Source organism: Corynebacterium sp. HMSC074C11, assembly GCF_001809455.1.
Lineage (GTDB): Bacteria > Actinomycetota > Actinomycetes > Mycobacteriales > Mycobacteriaceae > Corynebacterium > Corynebacterium amycolatum.
The window spans coordinates 94,138-117,807 of record NZ_KV797721.1 but is presented as its reverse complement, the minus strand read 5'-3'; the positions used below and the strand labels follow the sequence as shown (position 1 = coordinate 117,807).

General features: G+C 58.7%; 16 protein-coding genes. 11 read left to right on the top strand and 5 right to left on the bottom strand.

All coding sequences use genetic code 11. The features are described from left to right. The 3 genes from glpK to HMPREF2614_RS01225 form a co-directional block, all read right to left on the bottom strand. Positions 1-1,549: glycerol kinase GlpK (glpK, locus tag HMPREF2614_RS01235; protein ID WP_070559876.1), on the bottom strand; the 1,549-nt coding region annotated here is incomplete at its 3' end. Between the two features lie 84 nt (positions 1,550-1,633). Beyond that, entirely contained in the window at positions 1,634-2,383 is a 750-nt protein-coding gene (locus HMPREF2614_RS01230; RefSeq protein WP_187401111.1) for an MIP/aquaporin family protein, read from the bottom strand. A 248-nt stretch (positions 2,384-2,631) separates the two neighbouring features. Then, on the bottom strand, positions 2,632-4,368 hold the full coding sequence (locus HMPREF2614_RS01225; protein ID WP_049181848.1) for a glycerol-3-phosphate dehydrogenase/oxidase: 1,737 nt from the start codon (positions 4,366-4,368) through the stop codon (positions 2,632-2,634). 443 nt (positions 4,369-4,811) lie between these two features. Here HMPREF2614_RS01225 and HMPREF2614_RS01220 point away from each other — a divergent pair, with 443 nt between their 5' ends. Further along, positions 4,812-6,461 carry a 1-acyl-sn-glycerol-3-phosphate acyltransferase gene (locus HMPREF2614_RS01220; RefSeq protein WP_070559873.1) on the top strand — a complete coding sequence of 550 codons (1,650 nt, stop codon included), beginning with the start codon at positions 4,812-4,814 and terminating at the stop codon, positions 6,459-6,461. A 6-nt stretch (positions 6,462-6,467) separates the two neighbouring features. After that, positions 6,468-7,301 (top strand): Cof-type HAD-IIB family hydrolase, encoded by an 834-nt coding sequence (locus tag HMPREF2614_RS01215; RefSeq protein WP_038626965.1) that lies wholly within the window; start codon positions 6,468-6,470, stop codon positions 7,299-7,301. Positions 7,302-7,363: 62 nt separating this feature from the next. On the opposite strand, the gene HMPREF2614_RS01210 is transcribed toward HMPREF2614_RS01215, so the two are convergent. Together HMPREF2614_RS01210 and HMPREF2614_RS01205 are read right to left on the bottom strand one after the other, a co-directional pair. Beyond that, on the bottom strand, positions 7,364-9,799 hold the full coding sequence (locus HMPREF2614_RS01210; RefSeq protein ID WP_049181844.1) for an N-acetylmuramoyl-L-alanine amidase: 2,436 nt from the start codon (positions 9,797-9,799) through the stop codon (positions 7,364-7,366). An 85-nt stretch (positions 9,800-9,884) separates the two neighbouring features. Further along, positions 9,885-11,390 (bottom strand): N-acetylmuramoyl-L-alanine amidase, encoded by a 1,506-nt coding sequence (locus HMPREF2614_RS01205; protein ID WP_049181843.1) that lies wholly within the window; start codon positions 11,388-11,390, stop codon positions 9,885-9,887. Between the two features lie 331 nt (positions 11,391-11,721). On the opposite strand from HMPREF2614_RS01205, the gene glf reads away from it, so the two are divergent. From glf to HMPREF2614_RS01160, 9 genes are all read left to right on the top strand, one after another. Further along, positions 11,722-12,918, top strand: coding sequence for a UDP-galactopyranose mutase (glf, locus tag HMPREF2614_RS01200; RefSeq protein WP_049193197.1), 1,197 nt, complete (start codon positions 11,722-11,724; stop codon positions 12,916-12,918). Between the two features lie 36 nt (positions 12,919-12,954). Beyond that, a complete protein-coding gene (locus HMPREF2614_RS01195) occupies positions 12,955-13,875 on the top strand; it encodes an EamA family transporter (protein WP_224792262.1) in 921 nt (306 codons plus the stop codon). Between the two features lie 183 nt (positions 13,876-14,058). Then, entirely contained in the window at positions 14,059-15,072 is a 1,014-nt protein-coding gene (locus HMPREF2614_RS01190; protein WP_049181841.1) for an alpha/beta hydrolase, read from the top strand. 199 nt (positions 15,073-15,271) lie between these two features. Beyond that, on the top strand, positions 15,272-17,332 hold the full coding sequence (locus HMPREF2614_RS01185) for a glycosyltransferase (protein ID WP_070432089.1): 2,061 nt from the start codon (positions 15,272-15,274) through the stop codon (positions 17,330-17,332). Then, positions 17,316-17,906, top strand: coding sequence for a phosphatase PAP2 family protein (locus HMPREF2614_RS01180; RefSeq protein WP_038626952.1), 591 nt, complete (start codon positions 17,316-17,318; stop codon positions 17,904-17,906). The genes HMPREF2614_RS01185 and HMPREF2614_RS01180 overlap by 17 nt, the downstream gene beginning before the upstream one ends. A 29-nt stretch (positions 17,907-17,935) precedes the next feature. After that, a complete protein-coding gene (locus HMPREF2614_RS01175; RefSeq protein WP_048734319.1) occupies positions 17,936-18,955 on the top strand; it encodes a decaprenyl-phosphate phosphoribosyltransferase in 1,020 nt (339 codons plus the stop codon). A gap of 473 nt (positions 18,956-19,428) precedes the next feature. Then, positions 19,429-20,472, top strand: a complete 1,044-nt coding sequence (locus HMPREF2614_RS01170) for an alpha/beta hydrolase (RefSeq protein WP_070559870.1) — start codon at positions 19,429-19,431, stop codon at positions 20,470-20,472. Between the two features lie 555 nt (positions 20,473-21,027). After that, positions 21,028-23,139: an alpha/beta hydrolase-fold protein gene (locus HMPREF2614_RS01165; protein ID WP_070559868.1), complete on the top strand. Its 2,112-nt coding sequence runs from the start codon at positions 21,028-21,030 to the stop codon at positions 23,137-23,139. Positions 23,140-23,176: 37 nt separating this feature from the next. Further along, positions 23,177-23,665 (top strand): DUF732 domain-containing protein, encoded by a 489-nt coding sequence (locus HMPREF2614_RS01160; protein ID WP_070559866.1) that lies wholly within the window; start codon positions 23,177-23,179, stop codon positions 23,663-23,665. Positions 23,666-23,670: the final 5 nt, after the last annotated feature.

Sequence of the window (23,670 nt, the reverse complement as noted above, 5' to 3'; positions counted from 1 at the left end):
GCTTCGGTGCCTCCTCAGCATCGGTATCCTCGACCCAGCCGTAGGTGCGTTCAACGGCACGGTTCCACTGGTGGAACAGGCGATCGCGCTCTTCGGCCTCCATCTTCGGACGCCACTTCTTGTCAATCGTGATGTGAGCCTTGACCTCATCCAAGCTCGACCAGAAGCCAACGCCCAGACCTGCACCATATGCAGCGCCGAGAGCAGTGGTTTCAATGTTGTTCGGGCGCGTGACAGTGACATCTAGGATGTCGGACTGGAACTGCATGAGGAACTCGTTCATGGTCATGCCGCCATCAACGCTCAGCGTCGTGATGTCCGTGCCGGATTCTGCCACCATGGCATCGAGAACCTCACGAGTCTGGTACGCAGCAGCCTCCAGCACAGCGCGGGAGATGTGGTTGCGGTTAACGAAGCGAGTCAGGCCGACGATGACGCCACGGGCGTCCGGCTGCCAACGAGGAGCGAAGAGACCGGAGAATGCCGGCACGATGTACACGCCACCGTTGTCCTTGACACTCTTTGCTTTGTTCTCGATGGAAGCGGCATTTGGAATCATTTGCAGCTCGTCACGCAGCCACTGAACAAGTGCGCCGCCCATGGAGACAGAACCCTCGAGAGCGTAGACCGGCTTCTCACCCTCGACCTGGTAGCAGACGGTGGAGATGAGGCCGTGCTCGGACCACTTCGGGTTCTCGCCGGTATTCATCAGCATGAACAGGCCAGTGCCGTAGGTGTTCTTGGTGTCGCCCTCGCCGAAGCAACCCTGGCCGAACATGGCGGCCTGCTGGTCGCCGAGAATACCTGTAATGGGAAGGCCGGACAGAGCATCGCGGGCGCGAACGCGACCGAAGTTGCCTACTGACGGGCGGATGTCCGGCAGCATCGACATTGGAATGCCAATTTCACGGCAAATGTCCTCGTCCCACTCGAGGGTCTTGAGGTCCATCAGGAGAGTACGGGATGCGTTGGTGACGTCCGTTGCGTGGACTGCAGATTCGCCGTTGTCACCCTCTGCGCCGCCGGTGAGGTTCCACAGCAGCCAGGTGTCGATGGTGCCGAAGAGCAGGTCGCCAGCCTCGGCCTTTTCGCGAGCGCCCTCGACGTTGTCGAGGATCCAGCGCACCTTCGGGCCTGCCGGGTAGGAGTTGATACGCAGGCCCGTGGTCTCACGCCAACGGTCCGCGCCTTCATCCCCCATGAGCTCCTTACAGATGGTGTTCGTGCGGGTGTCCTGCCAGACGATGGCGTTGTAGACCGGTTCACCAGTGTTCTTGTCCCAGACGACAGTGGTTTCGCGCTGGTTGGTGATACCGATTGCCTCAATGTCCTGGGAGGAGATGTCGCCATCAGCGAGAGCTTCACTGACTACGCGACGAGTGTTGGTCCAAATCTCCTGGGCATCGTGCTCGACCCAGCCCTCTTCCGGGAAGATCTGCTTGTGCTCCATCTGGGCGACAGTGACGATCTCTGCGTCATGGTTGAAGATGATGCAGCGGGTGGAAGTAGTTCCCTGGTCAATGGCGAGGACATATTTGCTGTGCATCATGGGGGATACTCCTAGCGAAATTGTGTGTAAATGTGAGTTTTCGGACTTGCGCTATTTTATTGTGCGTTCACTCTCATATTCCCGTTATCCGATGGCAAAGGCAAGAGCGCCTGCAGCCACAGCTGCCAGCATCGGTGCGACAATCGGGACCCATGCATATGCCCAGTTCGCATCGCCCTTGCCCTTAATCGGGAGCACGAAAGCGTAGGCCAAACGGGGGCCGAGGTCACGAACAGGGTTGATAGCGTATCCAGTCGGGGAACCAAGGGAAAGACCAATCGACACAATGATGAACGAGACACCGAAGTAGGTCAGCGGGCCAAGCTCGCCGCCGGCTGGGCCGAACAGGATGAATGCGAGCAGAACGAAGGTCGCGATGAACTCGGTGACGGCATTCCAGAAGTTATTTGGATGAATCGGTACGGTGAAGAAGTTGCCGCCGGTCTCGGCATTTGCATTGGTCGGATTGCCGTTGTCGTCAACGCCATTGGCATCGAACAGCTGCTTAAACGCGGCCCATGCCAGGATTGCACCTACGAATGCGCCCAACAGCTGACCTGCGGCATAGTAGGGGACAAGGCTCCAAGCCAGGCTGCCTTTGACTGCCAGGGCAACGGTTACCGCTGGGTTCAAGTGCCCGCCGGATACGTCGGCAATAGATGCGCCAGCGAAAACGGCCATACCCCAACCGAAGGCAATGCCCATCCAACCAGCATTTGCTGCGCGGGTAGTCCGGAGGTTGATAGAGGCGCAGACTCCGTTACCGAGCAGAATCAGAATGGCGGTTCCGAAAAACTCCCAGAGGAATGCCTGGGATCCTGTGATTGTCTCCATGAGATGTAGAAACTCTCTGTGAGTCGTGACCGGGCAAGGTCACGATGAATCTTGCAACGTAGAATTCTTTAGGTATAAGAAATGCCGGCGAGAAACTATTTTTCGCCGGCACTTTTATTTCGACCCCATCAGCCCTTTGAAGTGCGAAGCCGTTTTCCCGAGAAGGAAGCTATTTCGTTGTGGCTACAGCGCTGGTGGCCATTCAAGAGCTAACTCGTATGGCTACCTAGGGGAGGGTGGGAAATGAACTAGCGGTCGAGGCTGACGTCGACGTCCGCGCGAGTTTCCACTGCATGAGCAGCAATCTCGTTAGCGGCCTTGTCAGTCAGCTCACGTTCAGCTGCCAGGGTTGCTTCGACACGCTCGATGAAGACCTTGATCTCCTTCTCCATCGTATCCTTGTCCCAACCCAGAGCTGGGGCAACCAGTTCAGCGGTGGCCCGAGCGCTGTCGACACCGCGGTGTGCGTACTCCATGGAGACGCGCAGGCGGCGCTCCAGGATGTCGTCGAGGTGCTTTGCGCCTTCGTGGGTCACTGCATAGAGAACCTCAGCGCGCATGTACTGCTCAGCGGCCTCCAGCGGCTCGAGCAGGGACTTGTCCTCGGCTGCCGGAGCCAGAACCTCGTAGATGAGGGAGCCGTAGCGGTTGAGCAGGTGCTCGACCTGCTTTTCGGTGATACCGAACTGCTTGGCCAGCTCTGCCTTCTGGTTGTTCAGTGCGTGGTAACCATCAGCACCGAGTAGCGGGACATCAGCGGTGACGGACTCCGGTACCTTACGTGGGACATCCTGGACTGCAGCGTCAATGGTATCGGCACCGATGACGCGGTAGGTGGTGTACTTACCGCCTGCGACGGAGACCATGCCCGGAGCAACGTGGGCAACAGCGTGGTTGCGGGAGAGGTTGGTGGTGGAGTCAGAGTCGCCTTCCACCAGTGGGCGCAGACCCGAGTAGACACCGACGATGTCGTCGTAAGTAATCGGGCGGCGAACCTTGGCGTTGACGTGATCGAGGATGTAGTCGATGTCAGCGCGGGTAGCTGCCGGGTTTGCCAGGTTCATGGTCCAGTCGGTGTCGGTGGTACCGATAATCCAGTACTCACCCCACGGAATCACGAACAGGACGGACTTCTCAGTCACGAAGGTCATTGCCACCGAGCCCTCAAGAGCGGACTTCGGAATAACAATGTGGACACCCTTGGAGGTGTGGACGCGGAACTTGCCGGTGACGCCAGCCAGCTTCTCAATCTCATCGGACCAAATGCCGGTGGCGTTGACGAAAACGCTGCCGCGGATAGTGGTGGTCGCGCCAGTGTCGGTGTCAAGGAGCTTCGCGCCGACGATGCGCTCGCCTTCCTTCACGAAGTCGACAACCTGGGTGGAGGTGCGGACGTCAGCGCCGAAGTGAGCAGCGGTGCGCAGGACAGTCATGGTGTGACGGGCATCGTCAACCAGAGTGTCGTAGTAGCGAACGCCGCCGACCACGGCATCTTCCTTCAGACCCGGAGCCTGCTTCAAGGTTCCCTTGCGGGAGTAGTGCTTCTGCATCGGAACCTGCTTGGCACCACCCATGACGTCGTAAAGGAAGAAGCCCGATGCCATGAACGGACGCTCCCATACGCGGTGAGTCAGAGGGAAGACGAAGCGCAGTGGCTTAACCAGGTGCGGTGCCAGATGCGACATGGACAGTTCGCGCTCGCGCAGGGATTCAGCTACCAGGCGGAAGTCCAACATCTGCAGGTAGCGCAGACCGCCGTGGAACATCTTTGAGGAGCGGCTAGAGGTACCGCCTGCGAAGTCACGAGTTTCAATGACCGCAGTCTTCAAACCACGGGTTGCGGCATCGAGCGCAGCGCCAGCGCCTACAGAACCGCCGCCGATAATGACGACGTCGTATTGCTCGGTACCGAATTTCTCCCAAGTCTTTTCATGCTGTTCCTTGTTCAGAACTGCAGATGGGGCGAGAGATGAAGAGGACGACATTTTCCAATCCTTCCCGGTGGGGGGCGTTGATTTTTTCGTCGAAGAGAATTTCTCGGCTCACGGCTCAGGTTACCAAAACTCGGCTTACTTGTAAGCGCCAACCTACGGTTACGTAGATATAAATAATGGGGCAAAAAGTCACGAAAATCGCGCCAGTAATGTTGTTCGATTTTCCGCAGGTAGATGGCTATGTTAATAGAGATTTACTACTTTTAGACTGAAAGTCAGTTGGCAATAGAATCCCCCATAATGGGGGTGCCAAAGAGGGCTGATGGGTGGGCAATGGGTGCACGGCGGGCGTGTGGCGTATTTGAGGGGCGATGACTGGAGCTGCGCTCGGATTTACACATGAATATGAGCCTGTAACGACATTTATCCGCGAGTCTCAGATACCAGTGCATATTGCCCCGCTAAGGGGTGCGAAAGATTGTAGAGTAAAAGCCATGTTCAAGGATCCTGTGTACTTAACGATTATCGGATTGGCGCGCACCGTCTTCTTTGCCCAAGGTTTGAAGTTCACCGTTAAGGGCTGGGAAAACGTGCCAAAAGACTCTGGCGCCGTTCTCGTTACTAACCACACCGGATACATGGACTTCACCTATGTCGGTATTCCATTCCGCAAGCACCGCCGTTTTGTCCGTTTTATGGCGAAGAAAGAAGTTTTCGACCACTCGGTCGCAGGACCAATCATGCGTGCTTGTAGGCACATTCCGGTCGACCGCACTGACGGCTCCAAGTCCTTCGAAGAGGCCTGCCAGAAGCTGGAAAACGACGAGTTGGTAGGCATCTTTCCGGAGTCGACTATCTCGCGCAGTTTTGAAGTCAAGAATCTGAAGTCCGGTGCGGTGCGTATGGCGCAGCGCACCGGCAAGCCCATCATCCCAGTGCTGATTGTGGGATCCCAGCGCGTGTGGACGAAGGGGCACCCTAAGCATCTCGGTCGCAGCAATACTCCGATTCATATTACGGTTTTGCCACCGTGGACCCCAGAGGGCGATCCGGCGGAAGCCACTGAAAAGCTACACGAAATCATGGATCAGGGCGTCCGTCAGCTCTGGGACGAGTACGCCGCTGAAGAGGGGCCCCTGCCGAAGGGCGCCTACTGGGTACCGGCTCGCCTTGGCGGTGGTGCACCGACTTTCGAAGAGGCCCAGGCAGAGGATCTGAAAGTCGAAGAAGAGCGTCAGCGTATCCGTCATTTGCGCGGTGACCTGGCCACATTCAAGGAAAAGCTAGCCGAGTCGGCACGTGAGTTCGGCGATAGCGCTCGTGAGTTCGGCGATCAGACCAGGCAACAGTTCCTCGATGCGTCGCAAACGATGAGCGCGGAGTCTGCTCGCCGAAGGGAACAGACGACCGCCTTGTTGGCGCAGTTCCGTCAGTCTGTGGAACAGATGGCTGATGATGTCGTCGCCGGTGCCAAGGAGAGCAAGGAGTCCGTGCGTACTGCCACGGATTCGATGCGCGTGACGTTCCGCGAAGCGTACGTGCAGCTAGAGAAGGCCTCCGCCTCCGGTGTCGAGCAGACGCAGCAGACCGTTTACCGTCTTATCGGCCAGTCGATGATGATCCGCGACAAGCTTCCACAGCGCTTGAACAGGCTCATCACCGCTCAGCCGGAAACGTTTATCTTCGATTACCCCGCATCGCTTGCCGACGATGCGGGCAACATCAGCGAAGAAACTATCAAGGCCTTGCAGCAGCTCGGTAATGACGGAGCCACAATCGTTGTCCTGCACGAATCGGGAGAAAAGCCGAATCTATCGGCTTTGGAGTCGGTTGACCTGCAGGTTGTGGAGCTTCCGGAGGGCGCGAGCAAGCTGGAAGTCACAAATGCGGTGGTAAGCACGCTGCGCAAGCAGGCTCGCAAGGAAGAAACCGCGATTCTTTTTGCCGGTCGCTCGAACTTTGAGGAAGCCACACAGCGTGTCGGCATGCCGGTAGTTATGGCCGATGCGGACTGGCCCTTACTGAAGAACGCGGACTGGGTAGTCGACACTGTCGAGCATGGGGGAGTAGCCGCAACGTTGCAGTTGTTGCACGACCGGTTCTGCGATGACGGTGAAGATGACAGCAGTGAGGACGGCAAGTAGTTCGAAGTGACCGAGAGACTACATCCACTACTCGTAGCTTCGGATATTGACGGGACGTTCATTGACTCGCGGGAGCGGGTAACTCCCCGCCTGCGGCAGGCCGTCACGCGAATGCTACGCCGCGGAACACCGTTGGTGCTGGCCACGGGAAGGCCGGCTCGGTGGTTGCAACCAGTGCTCGAGCAGCTGCCGGTTCAGCCGTTGTGCGTGTGTGCCAACGGCGCGGTGATTTACGACTCCGGCCGTGATGAAGTAGTTGCCGCCAACACACTGAAGCCGGAGACGCTGCGATACGTCGTTAAGCATGCGCGCGAAGCGACGCGATCCATCGGTGGAATCGGCATTGCGGCAGAGCGCGCTGGGACATCGGCGAATGACGCCATCGATGAGCTTTTTGTGGTGGCGCCGTCCTATGACCATGCGTGGGAATCGGATGAGCATGGTGAGCTTGCTGAAGAGGCCGTGTTGTCAGAACCCGCGACGAAACTCTTGCTGCGAAACTCAGATGTGAACAGTGCCCAGCTATATGAGCTGGTAGCCCCTGCAATTGACGCGAGCTTGGCGCACGTGACCTACTCCATGCCAGACGGGCTATTGGAGGTGTCCGCGCCGGGCGTGACTAAGCGCGCCGGGCTGGAATACGTGTCTGAACTGGTTGGAGCGACCGCGAAAGATGTGGTCTGCTTCGGTGACATGCCGAACGATATCGAGATGCTGTCGTGGGCGGGCACGGGTGTGGCCATGGGCAATGCGGCTGACACTGTCAAGGAGATTGCAGACGAAATCACCGCCACCAATGATGATGACGGTGTTGCTCGTGTGCTGGAGCGCTGGTTCTAGCTAACCTCGCGGTTTTCCCGCGCCAGGTAGCCCACCAGCGCTCGACAGCGGCTGCTTCGGGTTTACTTCAGCTCGGTCTTGACTTCGCCGGTGGCGCGGTCGAAGGTGATTGAACCGTTCTGGAACTCAGCGCGCTCGGTGTTTCCATCGACCACCTGGGTCTTCGTCGGGGCACCCAGCTTGCCGACTTCGAAGCCCTGGCGGGCCCACTCATCAGCAATCTTGCCCCAGATAGCGTGAGCGCCGGTGGTGTCGGAGTCGGTGATTACGCCGTTGGAAAACTTCACGTAGCGCAGGGCATCGGCCTGGCCAGCATTGTTCGCCACGGTAGAACCGCTCTGGATACCGGACATCGCGTAGCCGAGAACCGAGCCCATTTCCTCGGAAACTTGGCGCCATTCGGCAGCCAGGTCGTTCTGCTCATTGATAGTGATGATCTGGTCAATCAGAACCGGCAGGTCAGCAATCGACGGTCCGTTTTCAATCGAGCGTCCAACCGCACCCAGAATGGCATCGGCGGTCTGCCCCAGACCCGGTGCGCCGAGCATGCCCAGCGCCGAGGCCAGCATCGAACGTGCACCCGAGACTGTCTCCAGAGCCTGTGCCTTCTGCTGCTCGTCGGATGCGCTCGGCGAGGAGGAGTTGCTCTGCTCGCTTGCCGACGGTGCGGAGGAGTCAGCCGTAGCAGTGTCACTGGTGTTCGTGGCGTCGGTTGGCTCCGAGGTATTCGAAGTGCCCGAGGTGGTCGAGTCGGAGCTCGACGTTGTCGACGAAGTGGTGCTCGATGCGCTCGAGGACTTCTCGGAGGACGAGGTCGTGGACGTGCCCGTGGATGCCGAGGTGGTCGAAGTGGTCGAGCTCGACTCGGTTGACTCGGTCGATTCGGTCGACTGCGAATCTGCGTCTTCGGCGGTCTTATCGCCCTTTTCATCCTGCGGAACGAGGAGGTCAATCAAGCCATCTGGGCCCTCATTGTCAATCTTTCCGCTGGTGAGGGTGTTGTACTTCTTCTCGGCAATCGAGCGGATCTTGCCCATCTGGGCGTAGCCAGCATCACCTGGGCAGGTGGTGTTACCAACATCGCGGTGCGCGAAGATGGTCGGCAGAGTGACCTGCTTGCCGTATCCATACTTGGAGTAGCTGGTGCCACCCGAAGTCATCTGGATCTGGCCGGTCGGCTTGACGCCGGCGACCTTCAGACGCCAACCAATCATGTTGCCCACCGAGTTCAGTGCAGCCTCACTGGGAGCAACCGAAGTGTAGTTACCCATCATGGAGATGCCGAAAGTACCGGTGTTGAAGCCACCTGCGTGAGCGCCCTGGACATTCTTATCCAGGCCACCGTAGCGGCCCTCGAAGATGTTGCCGTACTTGTCGACCAGGGCGTTGTATCCGATGTCGCACCAGCCCAGAGTCTGTGCGTGGTACTGGTAAATGCCGCGGACGATACCAGCGGACTGGCTCTCGGTGTAGTTGTTTGAACCAGCGGTGTGGTGCACGGTGGCACCGACCAGCTTGTTGTCGTAGTCCGCGCCCTTACAGCGGTTATTTTCGTTGGCGCCCCAGCCGGCACGGGTAATGACCTTCGGCATGCCCGTGACATTCTTGGCATCCACAATTGGGTCGATACCGGATGCAGCAGCCTGGCCGTCGATAAGCACTGCGTCGACCTGGTCGATTGGCAGTTCATCGGCGACCGGCTCGATGTCCGTCCACTTCACTGGGAGATTCGGCGAGTCCAGATTTGCAGCGTCGTTAGCGCTCGGAGCAGTCGGGTCATCGAGTGCGTCCCCAGGAGCTGCATCCGGAGTCTGCTGGTAGTCGGAAGCGGCATCGTCAACGGCCTTGGCGACATCCTTGGCTGCATCCGTAGCGGATTCCTTTGCATCCTCCACGGCCTTCTTGGCGCCCTCAGCATTAATCTCGTCGAGGTTGAGCTTGGACAAATCCAACTTCTCAGCGCCCTTGATGTCCTTCAGGTCCACGCCGGACCCCGGACCGAAGATGTTAAGTCCGTGGGTGGAAACCTGAACACGCTTGGTTGGCTCGATGTAGATGAGCTCCGTTCCGTTCAGGCCGTTGCCATTGCCTTCAGCGGGGTAGTCCGGGTCAACGCTGTACCAGTCGGACCAGGAGCCGTCGGCGCGCTCGGCGCGGACGAAGCTGGCGATATCAGGGTCACCGGCCCACGTCAGCGCAAACTGGGAAAACTCAGTATCGGAGGTAATTTCCTTGACGACACCACGGTTGGGATGAGCCTCGTCGGCAAGCGACTGCGTTGCGATTGCTGCGTCTTCGACGAGAACGGAGACGCTGTCTGCAAGCGACTTGCTCTGGACAATCGGGTCGATGGGGCTGGCACCGTTTTCCTCGATGAGGTCATAAGCGGCACCTGCGCCGACAACGGCAACGGGTGTCAGGGCAAGGGTCGCCACGGCAGCGAGTACCAAGGATTGCTTGGCACCTGCGCGGCGATTGATGCGGCGGCGACTAAACACGGTAATAACTCCTGGGTGATTACGAAGATCTGGTGCTACACCACAAATGTGATGTGGTTATGCCTGGATTGGATAAGCGGGGGACTTAGTTCTGAGGTGCGAACCAGGCCTGCGTAGCTTCGGCAGGGTTGGTTGGCAGGGATTCAGTTAGAAACTCACCAACAACCTCGCCTGGCGTGGGCGTTTCCACGTTTCCGAGGGAACCGCCGTTGTCGCCCGACTCGCCGGCGCCCGGAATCGGCGGAATGCTGGCGGCCTCTCCGTCCTGGTTGTTCGGACCCGTCGAGCGGCCGGCGATACCCGCTCCACCGGCACCATCAAACTTGGCTTTGGCTGCAGCGCGGATGGCATCCATCTGCTGATAGCCGAAGGTGCCCGGGCATGAGGTGTAGCCGGTGTCGCGGTGGCCGAAGATGGCTGGGAGGTTCACGGTCTGGCCGGAGCTGTAGCGTGCCTTCGAGTAGCCGGCGCTGGTCAGTGCGGCGGTGGACATCGGATCGACGCCACCGACCTTCATGCGCCAGCCGACCATCTCGCCGAGTGCAGTGACGGCCGCATCCGGAATCTCCAGCTGGTCGTGATTGCCCATCACCGAAATACCGAAGGTGCCGTTGTTGAAGCCACCTGCGTGCGCGCCCTCGATGTTCTTGTCCAGGCCACCGTAGCGGCCCTCGTAGATGTTGCCGTACTTATCGACCAACGCGTTGTAGCCAACATCGCCCCAGCCCAGCGTCTTTGCGTGGTAGGCGTAAATGCCGCGGACAATGGCTGGTCCCTGCGACTCTGAGTAGTTATTGGAACCCGCGGTGTGGTGGATGCACGTGCCCTTGAAGGTGCTGTAGGAGCTCGAACCGCTGCGGATGGACTCATCTGCACCCCACGCTGCACGGCTGATTACATTTGGCGCGCCAGCAATCGACGACTCGTACGCAACTGGCTGAATAACCTCGCCGACCTGCTCTACGCCGTCGATGAAAACTGCCTGGACAGCGTTGAGGGACAGCGCGGCCGTAGCACTGACGAGTTCCTGCAGGCCACCGCCGATAGTGGCTGGGTCAAGGTTGTCGATACCAATGATGTTGCGTGGATCTAGGCCCTCGAGGAGGTTCAGTCCGACGGTCGACACCTGCACGCGCCTGGTGGGCTCAACGAACAGCAGCTCGGTGCCGGACTGTCCGGAGTTATTCATCGGGCCGTGAGAATCAGCGTGGAACCACGGGCCAAAGCTGCCATCTTCGCGTTCGGCGCGAACGTAGAGCTGCAGGTTGTCATCGCCCGGCCAGGTCAGGGCGAACTGGGAGAACGGTTCGTCGCGGGTGATGTCCTTCACGAATCCGCGAAGCGGGTGCAGGGCATCGGTAATGGCATGCGTGCCGACGGCTGCGTCGTCAATCATCATCGTGACAGCATCAACCAGCGGCGATGTCGAGATCTTGGCTGCGATAGGGCCGGCGCCTGGGCTTTCAACCAGGGTAGGGGCCTGGCGAATGCCCCATGTTGCTAGTGGAGCTGCGGCAGTAGTAGCTGCCAGTCCATAGAGGAAGGTGCGACGGCCCATCGACGGGGCATTGATGCGACGGCGAGTTGGCACGGTAAAAGCTCCAAAAAAATGGGGTACAGGGTTGTCGACCCCGAGGCCTACCCCGGGGTCGAAGGGAAGGAAAGTTGCAAAGCAACAGAAAATTCCGAGGAGGATGTTACCAGTGTGACTAAAAAAATCTAGTGAGGCATCTGTGTTTCCCCGTTAATTTTGGGAAAATTATCAAATAATGTGACCAAACGAACGTTGGGTTGGGCTCACGTGGACGTCGTAAAGCCCGCGTGTACACCCGCAAATCGGGCGGAAATGCAATAGGTTTTAAGGCGTGAGTAGCGAAAAGAACACCACTGCCAATGAATTTGCTCCGAAGTCCCTACAGGACATCAAGGACAACACCTACGACCTCATCGTGGTCGGCTCGGGTTTCTTCGGTTTGACCGTTGCTGAGCGGACCGCCAATGAGCTGGGTAAGCGCGTGCTCGTTGTCGAACGCCGCAACCACATCGGCGGCAACGCCTACTCGGAGGCAGAGCCGGAGACTGGCATCGAGGTGCACAAGTACGGTGCGCACCTGTTCCATACCTCTAATAAGAGGGTGTGGGACTACGTCAACCAGTTCACTGACTTCACCGACTACCAGCACCGCGTGTTCGCTATGTACAAGGGCACCGCGTACCAGTTCCCGATGGGGCTGGGGCTGATCAACCAGTTCTTCGGCAAGTACTACAGCCCGGACGAGGCTCGCCAGCTGATTAAGGACCAGACCGATGGCCTGGATCCGCGCGACGCGAAGAACCTTGAGGAAAAGGCCATCTCCCTCATCGGCCGCCCGCTCTACGAAGCCTTTGTCAAGCACTACACCGCCAAGCAGTGGCAGACGGATCCGAAGAACCTGCCGGCCGGAAACATCACCCGCCTGCCTGTTCGCTACACCTTTAATAACCGCTACTTCAACGACACCTACGAAGGCCTGCCTGTCGACGGCTACACCGCCTGGCTGGAAAACATGGTGACCTCCGACAAGATTGACGTCGTTGTCGACGCCGACTGGTTCGAGGCGCGCGACGAGCTGCGCGCTGTCTCCCCGGATGCTCCCGTCGTCTACACCGGCCCGCTGGACCGCTACTTCGATTACGCAGAAGGCAAGCTGGGTTGGCGCACGCTGGACTTCGAGATGGAGGTTGTCAACACCGGCGACTTCCAGGGCACCCCAGTGATGAACTACAACGACGCGGACGTGCCGTATACCCGTATCCACGAGTTCCGCCACTTCCACCCGGAGCGCGATTACGTCAAGGACAAGACGGTAATTGTTAAGGAATACTCCCGCTTCGCCGACGATGGCGACGAGGTGTACTACCCAATCAACACTCCGGAAGACCGCGAGATGCTCGAGGCCTACCGCAAGCTCGCTGCAGCAGAAGCGCAGGAGAACAAGGTCCTCTTCGGCGGCCGCCTGGGCACCTACCAGTACCTGGACATGCACATGGCCATCGGCTCTGCACTGTCGATGTTCGACAACAAGATTGCACCGTTCTTCAACGACGGCGAAGCAATCGAGCAGGAGCGCGGGCACTAGTTTGCCGCTTGCGGCTCCTGCGCTAGTATTGCGCGAGTGTCGCGTGAGAAAAGCCAAACCGAAGTTCCCCAGCAGGGGCCATTGCTGCAGCGTGTGAACAAGTTTCTCACCCTGCCAGTGGCTCCCGTAATTCTGGTTCTCATCGGCTCTCTTGGCACCCAGGCCGCAGCCGTGCTGGTCACTGGTATGCTTTCCACGGTCGGCGCGCCGGGCATATCGGGCTTGCGCATGACTGCCGCCGCCATCATCATGGTGGTTCTGTTCCGGCCAAAGTTATCCGGGATGACCCGCGCTCGCGCCATCAACATCGTGGTCTACGGCATCGCTATGGGCATGATGAGCATGATGATTTACGCCGCTATCGCCCGCCTCCCGCAGGGCGTTGCCGTCACCATCGACTTCCTCGGTCCCTGCGTCGTGTCTTTCCTGGGACTGAAAATGTGGCGATCCCGCCTGTGGGCCATCGTCGCTTTCATCGGCGTCGCCCTAATCGCCCAGCCCTCCAATGACCTGGACCTTATCGGCATTGGTTACGCCGCAATCGGCGCGATCTTCTTCGGCGCATACACGCTCTTCTCCGCCCGAATGGGCAGCGCCGAGGGCGGCGGCATGCCTGACCTGGCGCTGTCAGTGGTCGTCGCAGCAATCGTGCTCGCGCCGTTTTCCGTATCCGCCGCACCGCTTGTCGACGGTTCGATGTGGGCCACCATCGTTATTTCTGGGTTCATTGGCGCTGTTATTCCCTACGTGATGGACACCATCGCTGCGGGGATTGTCTCAGCGGCGGTCGTCGGCACGCTCTTTGCACTGGATCCGGTTATCGGTGCAATCCTGGGTTGGGCGTTTTCCGGTGACCGAGTGACCTGGTCTATGGCGCTGGGCATCGTGCTGATTGCGGCGGCTGGCGCGATTATTACCTGGCGCGGGGCGCGGGAGTCGCGTGAGCTTGCGCAGTAGAAACGCGAGTACCGGAACCCGCCCAAAAGGAGTAGTTTCGACGTGTTCTGCTGGAAAACAACAGTGAATGCGGGTAGGTTTGTCGAAGATTTATTGTTTTTTAAGGTAATTCCCTGAAGAGGAAACACGCCTGATAGCTCCCACTGGTCGTGGGGAGTCGCACATTGTGAGGAGAATGCACACGTGAAAATCACCTCTACTTTCCGTGGTTGGCGCCGAAAGGTTGCAGCAGTTGCGTCCGCAGTAGCTGTGGCTGCGTCTGCATTGACCATGGCGCCGGCCGCGAGCGCGGCGGGCGACCGAGGTTCGCTGCGCCCGGGTTGTGAATGGGATTCGTACCAGTACTTCACCCAGAAGTGCCAGGTTTATTCGCCGGCCATGGATCGTGATATTCCGGTCCAGATTGTGGCCTCTGCCAATGGCGGTAACAAGGCTCTCTACCTGCTAGATGGCCTGCGTAGCCCGGCTGATGCCTCAGACTGGGTGGAGCACGGTAACGCTCCACGTACTTTTGAGGGATCCAACGTCAACCTTGTTATCCCCGGTGGCGGTGGCGGTAGCTTCTACACTGACTGGAAGCGTCCGTCAGTTAGCCTGCACGGTCCGTTCGTAAACATGTGGGAGACTTTCCTGACTCAGGAACTGCCGGTTTACCTTGAGCGTGAGTTCGGCATTTCTCGCACTGGTAACTCCATTGCAGGTCTCTCCATGGGCGCATCTGCGGCGCTGTCGCTGGCATACAACCACCGAGACCAGTTCGGTCAGGCTCTTGCCTTCTCCGGTTACCTGCACACCACTGCGCCGGGTATGACCACTGCAATTGAGGCTGCTCAGTTGTCGGCTGGCTACAGCTCCTTCGACATGTGGGGTGCGCCTATGTCAGCGGAGCGTGTCCGCAACGATCCGTACCTGAACGTCGAGAAGATGAAGGGGCTGGATCTGGTTATTACCTCGGCAAATGGTGTTCCGGATGAGGTTCGTGACCCGAAGAACCTCTACCGTGTTGTTCCGAAGGCCGGTGGCGTTGCGCTGGAGTCGCTGTCCCGCTTGTCAACCCGCGAGTTTGAGTTGCGTGCTCGTACCTCCGGTTTGGATGCCACCTTTGAATACGAGCCGACCGGTATCCACGATTGGCCGACCTGGGATCGCAACCTCCAGAACTCCAAGGCCCGCATCGAAGGTTTCCTCGGAGCTTAAAACTAGAACCTGAACGAAAAGTCCCTATGCGCAGCAGATAGTCCGCAGCGCGTAGGGGCTTTCACATTCTGGCCTGTCGCTAGCGTGGCAACAAGAGGCAATCCGCCACGGGCACTAGGATGCTATGAGATAGAAACGTCGGTAACTTATCGGCGGCTACACCCCCGGTAGACCTTTCGGAAAGTGGTTGATACGTCTCATGGCATCACAGCCTGAACAAAAGCGGACACATACCCCGACAACGTCGTCAAGCCTTGCCGTTGAACGCCTGCAGCGGATTCTGCTGCCAAAGTTGGGTGAGCCACGTGATGTCCGCTCGCTCTACTTGGTTGAGCCGGAGACTAATGCCGGTCGTGTGCAAGCGCATTCGCGCACGTCAGCCACCATTCCGGCGGGTGATGAAGTTAGTTTTGAAACCTATTTCAATGCATTTCCGGCCAGCTACTGGCGCCGGTGGACGAATCTGGACAATGTTGTCCTGCGCCTGGAGCTGTCCGGTACCGCGCGCGTGGACATCTACCGTTCGAAGATTGACGGTGCTCGTATCGCCGTGACCGGCGAGGTTGTCGGTGACCTGGGCGCTGCTGCTGAAGGCGCAGAAGCCAAGGTGGACGGCAAGGATGTGCATGTTTGCGAAATCCCAGTACCGCTGACGCAATTTGAAGACGGCGGCTGGATTTGGTTCGACCTCACCTGTGAGACGGACGTGGTAATCCACTCCGCAGGTTGGTACTCCGATATCGAGGCGCCGAGCCAGACGTACCCGGACGGCACGGAGCACCCGGCGCCGGAGGGACGCGTCACTATCGGTATCCCGACGTTCAATCGTCCGACCGATGCAGTTGCTGCTCTCGAGGCGCTGTCCTCGGATCCGGAAGTCGATGCCATCATCGATGCTGTTTTGATGCCTGACCAGGGCACTAAGCACCCGGCGGACGAGCCGGGCTTCGATACTGTAGCCGAGCACTTCGGTGACCGCCTGCGTATCTTCCCGCAGGGAAATCTCGGTGGTTCTGGCGGGTACTCCCGCATTATGTATGAGGCCCTGGGGGGTCCGGAGTCCGATCCTGAGCGTGCTACCGACAGCCCGTTCATTCTGTACATGGATGACGACATCGCCATCGAGCCGGATTCCATCCTGCGCGCGGTCGCTGTCGGCCGGTTCGCGAAATCCCCAATGCTCGTTGGTGGTCAGATGCTGAATCTGCAGGAGCGCAGCCACTTGCACTCGATGGGTGAAGTCATCGGTCGGCATGACTTCATGTGGACCTCGGCTCCGCACGTCCACTATGACCACGACTTTTATGCTCACCCACTGCGTGATCGCGGGGAGCACGGCACTAACGCCACCGGTGAAGTCGTCGATTCGAAGGATCTTCACCGCCGCATCGATGTTGAGTTCAACGGCTGGTGGATGTGCCTGATTCCGCGCGTCGCTGCTGAGACGATTGGTCAGCCGCTGCCACTGTTTATTAAGTGGGACGATGCCGAATACGGTTTGCGCGCAGGCAAGGCAGGCTTTCCGACGGCCACGTGGCCGGGCGTTGCAATTTGGCATATGGCCTGGTCGGACAAGGACGATGCGATTGATTGGCAGGCGTACTTCCACCTGCGCAACCGCTTGATTGTCGCGGCTCTTCAGCACGAGGGCGATGCTGCCGGCATCGTGCGTTCCATGCGCAAGGCCACGTTCAAGCACCTCCTGTGCCTGGAGTACTCCACTGTTGCCATCCAAAACGAAGCCATGAAGGACTTCCTGGCAGGCCCGGAGCATCTGTTCGACATTCTCGAATCTTCGCTGCCGCGCATCAATGCCCTGCGCAAGAGCTTCCGCGACGCGGTTGTGCTGCCGAGTGCAGGTGATCTGCCAAAGCCCTCCGGTATTCCGGGGGTTCCGACAAAGGATGTCGGTGGTCGTCTGGGCAAGCTGAAGAAGGTCGGTTGGCTGGCCAAGGGGCTGCTGCACAGCGTGCGCCCGGAAAACTCCGAGCACCACGATGTGCCGCAGGCGAACCTGGCGCCGCTGGAGGCTCGTTGGTTCTCCCTGTCTCGCTTGGACGGTGCCACCGTTACTACCGCTGACGGCCGTGGCGTGGTGTATCGCCAGCGTGACCGCGACAAGGCCAAGGCTCTGCTGGAAGAATCCTGGGAGCTGCAAAAGCAGGTTGAGGAGCGTTTTGAGCAAATGAAGGCACGCTACCGCGCAGCCTATGACCATCTGACCAGTAGGAAGGCCTGGGCGAATGTCTTCGAAAATTAAAGGCGATCCGTTCGGCGAGTCCGACGTTCTCGTTAATATTCAGCACACGCTTAACGACGTCCCGGGGGTGCTGCCCACCGCACGTGCCATGAGCTATTTCGGTGAGCACGCCCTTGGATGGATGGGGCTCGCTGCTCTCGGGGCGGCGGTGGATAAGGAGCGACGCATTGGCTGGGCAAAGGTCGGTGTGGCCGCCTTTACCTCGCATGCGGCATCGGTGGTGCTTAAGCGCATTGTCCGTCGCCCGCGTCCCCATGACCGTCGTATAGCAATCGGCGTTGGTACACCGAGCAAGCTGAGTTTCCCGTCCTCGCACGCGACGTCGACGACGGCGGCGCTGGTGGGAATTGCCAAGTTGGGTTACCCGGCAGCACCGGCCGTGGGGGTGCCGGCGATTATGCTCTCTCGCCTGGTGTTGGGAGTGCATTACCCGACGGATGTTGCTCTCGGAGCGGCGCTGGGTACAGCCACTGCTCTTGCGGTGGACAAGATAGGTGATAAGGTCATCGAGCCGAAAAACGCGCAGCATAACCAGGGTGGACAGCCCTCCATTGCGGAAAGGAATGCACAGTGACACAGGCGGAGAACGACAACTTGGCCAATGTGTCGGCCAACCAGCGGCAAGCTTCTCAATCAAGGATTGGGTCCGAGCCGCACACTTCCGGTATCGATGAGCCTGCGCATCCGCAGGGGCATCCGCCGAAGAATCTGCTGGACGGCATGATCAAGGCGCTTCGCCCGAAGCAGTGGGTGAAGAATGTCCTGGTCATTGCGGCTCCACTGGCAGCCGGCAACGAAATCATGGACTCGGGACGTTCGATCGGCACGCTGACCGTCGACATCCTGGTGGCGTTTGTGGCCTTCTGTTTGGCAGCATCGTCGATTTACCTGATTAATGATGCCCGCGATGTCGAGGCTGACCGTGCGCACCCAACCAAGCGCTTCCGCCCAATTGCCGCTGGCGTACTGCCGGTGAGCATGGCGTACATTATGGCGGTCGCACTGATTATTGGTTCGATTGCGGTGTCCTGGTTTGCCTCTGAGGGGCCGGGGCTAGCAATTGTTGTGGCTGTATACATTGCGCTGCAGCTCGGTTACTGCTTTGGCCTGAAGCATCAGCCGGTGATTGATATTGCGCTGGTGTCCTCGGGTTTCATGCTGCGTGCAATGGCCGGCGGTGTTGCTGCCAACATCAACCTGTCCCAGTGGTTCTTGCTGGTTGCCGCCTTCGGTTCGCTGTTCATGGCAGCCGGTAAGCGTTACGCTGAGCTGCTGTTGGCGGAGCGTACAGGTAAGAAGATTCGTAAGTCGTTGCAGGGTTACACCGCGACTTACCTGCGCTTTGTGTGGACCCTCGCTGCGACCGCCGTGGTACTGAGCTACGCGCTGTGGGGCTTCGAGATGGGGCGCGCACCGGGCACTTCGTCCACTTCGGCTATTTGGTACGAGATTTCGATGGTTCCATTCACTGTGGCCATCCTGCGCTTCGCAGCCGACGTCGACCGTGGTGATGCGGGAAGCCCGGATGAGATTGCGCTCAAGGACCGTCCGCTGCAGGCACTGGCCGTCCTGTGGCTGCTGTCCATTGCCATCGCTGTCTACGCTGTTCCGGCTCTGGGGTAGTTCCTTGCTCTTTTCCCATTAAGCGAACTGCGGTTTCCGTCGGGTTCTCGTCGGGTTCTCGTCGGGTTCAGTTGGTAGCTGAAAGCCCATGCATCGAGGGGTGCATGGGCTTTTTCTGTACCTCGTTAGTACTTAGGTTGTGTTTGGGGTTCTTGTAGGCGTGTTTTAGATGTCTCAGTCAGTCCTACAGGTCAGTCGGGGGGCAGAATTACAATTCTGTAATTCCTCGCTGGTAAACAGTGTTTCTCCTTGTGGTAGATAGTTTTGTCGGGAAATGTGAGAAATATTACGGAATGGTTACGATTTTAACTTGGTTGTAGGGAAACGATTGAGTATCGTTACATACTCGAGATTCTTTTGTGGAGTCTCCAGTTGTCGCGTCACAACTGGAAGCAGAAAAGCGAAAGCTCGCGCAAGCGACTGCCTCCGAGAAGTCTGGCGCGGAGGTAAGTCCGAAAGTAAAGAGGAGAACGATGAGCTTTACTGCAGTGAGTCGTAACTTCACGGTGAAGGTCGTAGCTGCCCTCGTAGCGGTTGCGATGGTCTTTGGCGGCATCATGCTCGCATCCGCGAAGGACGCGAGTGCTGATCCAAACCGTGATCGACTGCGCCCAGGCTGTGAGTGGGATCCATACAACTGGTGGGTTCAGTACTGCCAGGTTTTCTCGCCAGCTATGAACCGCAATATTCCGGTTCAGATTAAGGCGGCTACTGGTGGCGGCGATGCCTCCCTGTACATGCTCGACGGTCTGTGGGGATTTAATAAGGGTGCGTCCGGTTGGATTTGGTCGGGCCACATTGCTCAGACTTTTGCCAATGACAACATCACTCTGGTTGCGCCGGCTGCTGGCGACGGCTCCTTCTATGCCGACTGGAACGCTCCGGCAGTGACCGCTGAAGGGGTCAAGACCCAGAAGTGGGAAACCTTCCTGACCCAGGAGCTCCCGGTCTATTTGCAGCGTGAGTTTGGTGTTAATCCAAACCGCAACGCGATTGCTGGTTTGTCCATGGGTGCAGCCGCGGCAGTGGCACTGGCGGCCCGTCACCGTGATCAGTTCAAGCAGGTCACTTCGCTGTCCGGTTACTACCAGATGTCCAACCCGGTAGTTGCTACGGGTACCACTGCAATGGTGGCCGGCACTGGTGTTGTGAATCCCACTAGTATGTGGGGTCTTCCGGTTCCGGCTTCGGCGGAACGCCAGGCCCATGACCCTTCGATGCTGCTCGATCAGCTCCAGGGGCTGCCGATGTATGTTTCCTCCGCCCAGGGTGTTCAGAGCCTGTGGAGTGACCCGGAGGTTTTGAACCGTCCGGTGCCGCAGCTCCCTGACACTGTCTGGCGTGCCGTAATGGAGTCCGTCTCCCGCGCTTCGACGCAGCGCTTTGAGCAGGACGCTCGCGCTGCCGGCCTCAATGCGCAGTTTGTCTACAGCCCGAACGGTATCCACTCGTGGGAGCTGTGGGGCCGTGATGCCGCGCTTGCTCGCCCGTACATTCTTGGGGCGCTGGGGCTTTAAGTCGGTATTTGTTTCAGAGCGCTCTGGTGCCCTGGTGTGCTGACCTAGCTCTGGTGCTGGATAACTGCTTAAAGGGGCTAGCTTCTTAAGAAGTCTCAATTTTGAAAAAAGACCAATCCTTTTGTTGGGATTGGTCTTTTTTCTGTGTCGAGTCCGGGTTTGGATGCTGAGCGGAAGGTGTGGGTAACGGCTTAGAGGGGCGCAAAGAGTTGCGCTGTCAACGCTTGAATTCAGTTCCTTTTGCGTGTGTCTCCACGGTTTTTACCCGTAAGAGGGTAAACATGAGAGTCGAACCTTAAAGTAAAGGGTGAAGCTATTCAGGTAGCTATACCGTTTGTTTCGCAGAACGTGTGTGAGATTCTTCTTGCAGCGGCACGCCGGAGGAGGGGAACCTTCGGATACGTTGCTGGTCACCACGTAATTCTGAGAAGCGGAACGGTAAACGCATAGCTCTAGCGCCGCGTGATGCTATCTGCAGGTGCCTAATCGGCGCCGGTGCAACACTCAATGTCTCAAATAATTTCAACCAGCGACTTTGTAAAGGGAAGCCCTCTTATGCGCGTAACCGCTAGATTCCTCCGTGGTGGCCTCGGCAACAGCCGGAAGTCATCGCGGGCGTTGACCGCACTTTTGGCACTACCGTTGACTCTCGCTCTCGGTGCCCCTGCTGCAGTGGCGGCTCCCGAGCCAGCTCAGCCAGGTCTGCCCAGCTACGAGGAACTTCAGGCCGTTCAGGGGCAGTTAGCTCAATCTGGAGACCTGGGAGACCTTGCTAAGGCCGCTGAAGCAGCGCAAGCTGCTGGTGCGCAGCTACCTGGCCTGGGCATGCCGAAGCCGATGCCGGGGCCGGAGCGTACGCCATTTAAAGTCGATACTCCCGCAGTGGCGAACCTGCCCAGCGGAGTCAGCGTAGACAAAGTCGAGTGGTACACAGATCACCACGTCATTGCGCACATTCGCTCGGCTGCCATGCCGGAGAAGCCAATTCAGGTTGAGATTTTGCTGCCGCGCGATTGGTACCGCGACAAGGAGCGCACATTCCCGAGCGTCTACCACCTTGACGGTATGGCATCGTTTGATGACTACTCCGGTTGGATTCGCGCTACCAATATCGAACGCTTCTACGAGGACAAGAATGTCCTGGTGGTTATGCCCGCCGGCGGTACATCGTCCTTCTACTCTGACTGGGATCAGCCGGATAACGGTCAGAACTACAAGTGGGAGAGCTTCATTACTAAGGAGCTCGTGCCGGTTATCACCAACGGCTTCCGCGGCAACGATGAACGCGGCATCATCGGTATCTCCATGGGCGCTACCGGTGCTTACAACGTCGCAGCACACTCGCCGGAGCTGTGGAAGTTTGCCGGTAGCCTCTCAGGTTACCTAGACATGACTTCGCCCGGCATGCCGCAGGCAATCGCTCTGGCGATGAAGAACACCGGTGGCTATGACGCGACGAAGATGTGGGGACCGCTCGGTTCGCAGCGTTGGAAGGACAATGATCCGAAGCTGAACATCGACAAGCTCAAGGGCATGTCGCTGTACATCTCGGCGGGTAACGGCAACACCGGTGAGTGGGACGTGCCGTCGCAGATCGATCCGACGAAGCCGGACAATCCGACCGGTTACGCATTGGAAGTTCTTTCCCGCATGACCAGTGAGACCTTCATCCGAAATGCTCGCGAAAAGGGCGTCGAGCCGGTTGTAAACTTCCGGAGCTCGGGTACTCACACCTGGCCGTACTGGCAATTCGAGGTCAGTCAGGCCTGGCCAACGCTGGCCGATGCACTCCAGTTGCCGGAGTCCGATCGTGGCGCGGTCTGCCGTGTAGGCGGCGAGATTGAAAAGGCCGTCGCATCGCTGCCGGGAATCGGCACCTGCCTGTCGGATGAGTATGGTGTCGCCAAGAATGGCGTGGCTCAGGACTTCACCGGCGGTACCGCCTACTGGCACCCGGATTCCGGGGCACATGTGGTCTGGGGGCGCATCGGTTCGCGTTACAACGAGCTCGGCGGTCCGTCCTCGCCGCTCGGCTACCCAGTGACCAACGAATTGGCTACGCCGGATGGCTCGGGACGATTCGTCCACTTTGAAAAGGGCTCGATTTACTGGACTCCGGAAGGCGGAGCCCACGAAGTCACCGGTGACATTATGAACGTCTGGGGCAAGGCCGGCTTCGAGACTGGTCCGCTGGGCTACCCAGTCGCCAACCACCGCGATATTCCGGGCGGTGTCGCCCAAGACTTCCAGGGTGGCACCATCGTCAAGATTGGCGGCGAAGAACCTCGCATCGTGCGTGGTGAAATCGGCCGTGTCTACAAGGAGCTCGGTGGCGCCGAGTCCGATTTGGGTCTGCCTGTCGACGGCGACGAGGTCAAGCTCGCCCGCGGCGCTTTCCAGCGCTTTGAGCACGGTGCCATTTACTGGACTCCGGAAACTGGCGCACAACCGGTGCGCTCCAACGACATCACTGACCACTGGGGCAGCACTGGCTACGAAAATGGCCCGTTCGGTTACCCGGTCGGCCCACTGCAGCCAGTCAAGGCCGGCGGTCTTGAACAGCAGTTCGAGGGTGGCTGGATTCGCCAGCTCAACGGCAAGATTGTTGAAGAGCGCAATAAGCCAGAAGCACCAGCCCCAGCCACCGACAACGGTGATGACAAGTAAGCCAACCAAAGCAGGGCACTGAATAAGGGATAGACAAATGTCCATGAACAAGTCCTTCCGGACACTGGCTACAACCACAGCTGTTGCGCTGCTGACCTTCGGAGTGGCCGCCTGTGGCAGTTCCACAGTGGAGTCTTCGGAGGTCACCTCGTCGACGACTACGAAGACCTCCACGACGTCATCAAGCACGAAGACTTCTGCGCCGAAGTCGAGCGAAAAGTCTGCGCCGGAGATCACAGATCCCCAAGCTAAGCGCGTGGACGAAGCGCCCGATGGACAGATGAAGCTCAGTGAGGCGGACGATTCATACCTCGAAGCGCTGGAAAAAGCGGGAATTGATGTTGCTGGGGTGGAGGATCAGCTCATCGGCACAGGTCGCGCGGCATGCGCAGACGCACCGGAGGAGGAGCGTCAGGCCATCGCGCTGGCGATTGCCGGACAGCTGGTCGCACAGGGGCGCTCACAGGAAAGTGCCGAAGAAGTGGCGAAGACTATTGCAAGCTCCGCTAAAAAGGCGTATTGCTAGCACTC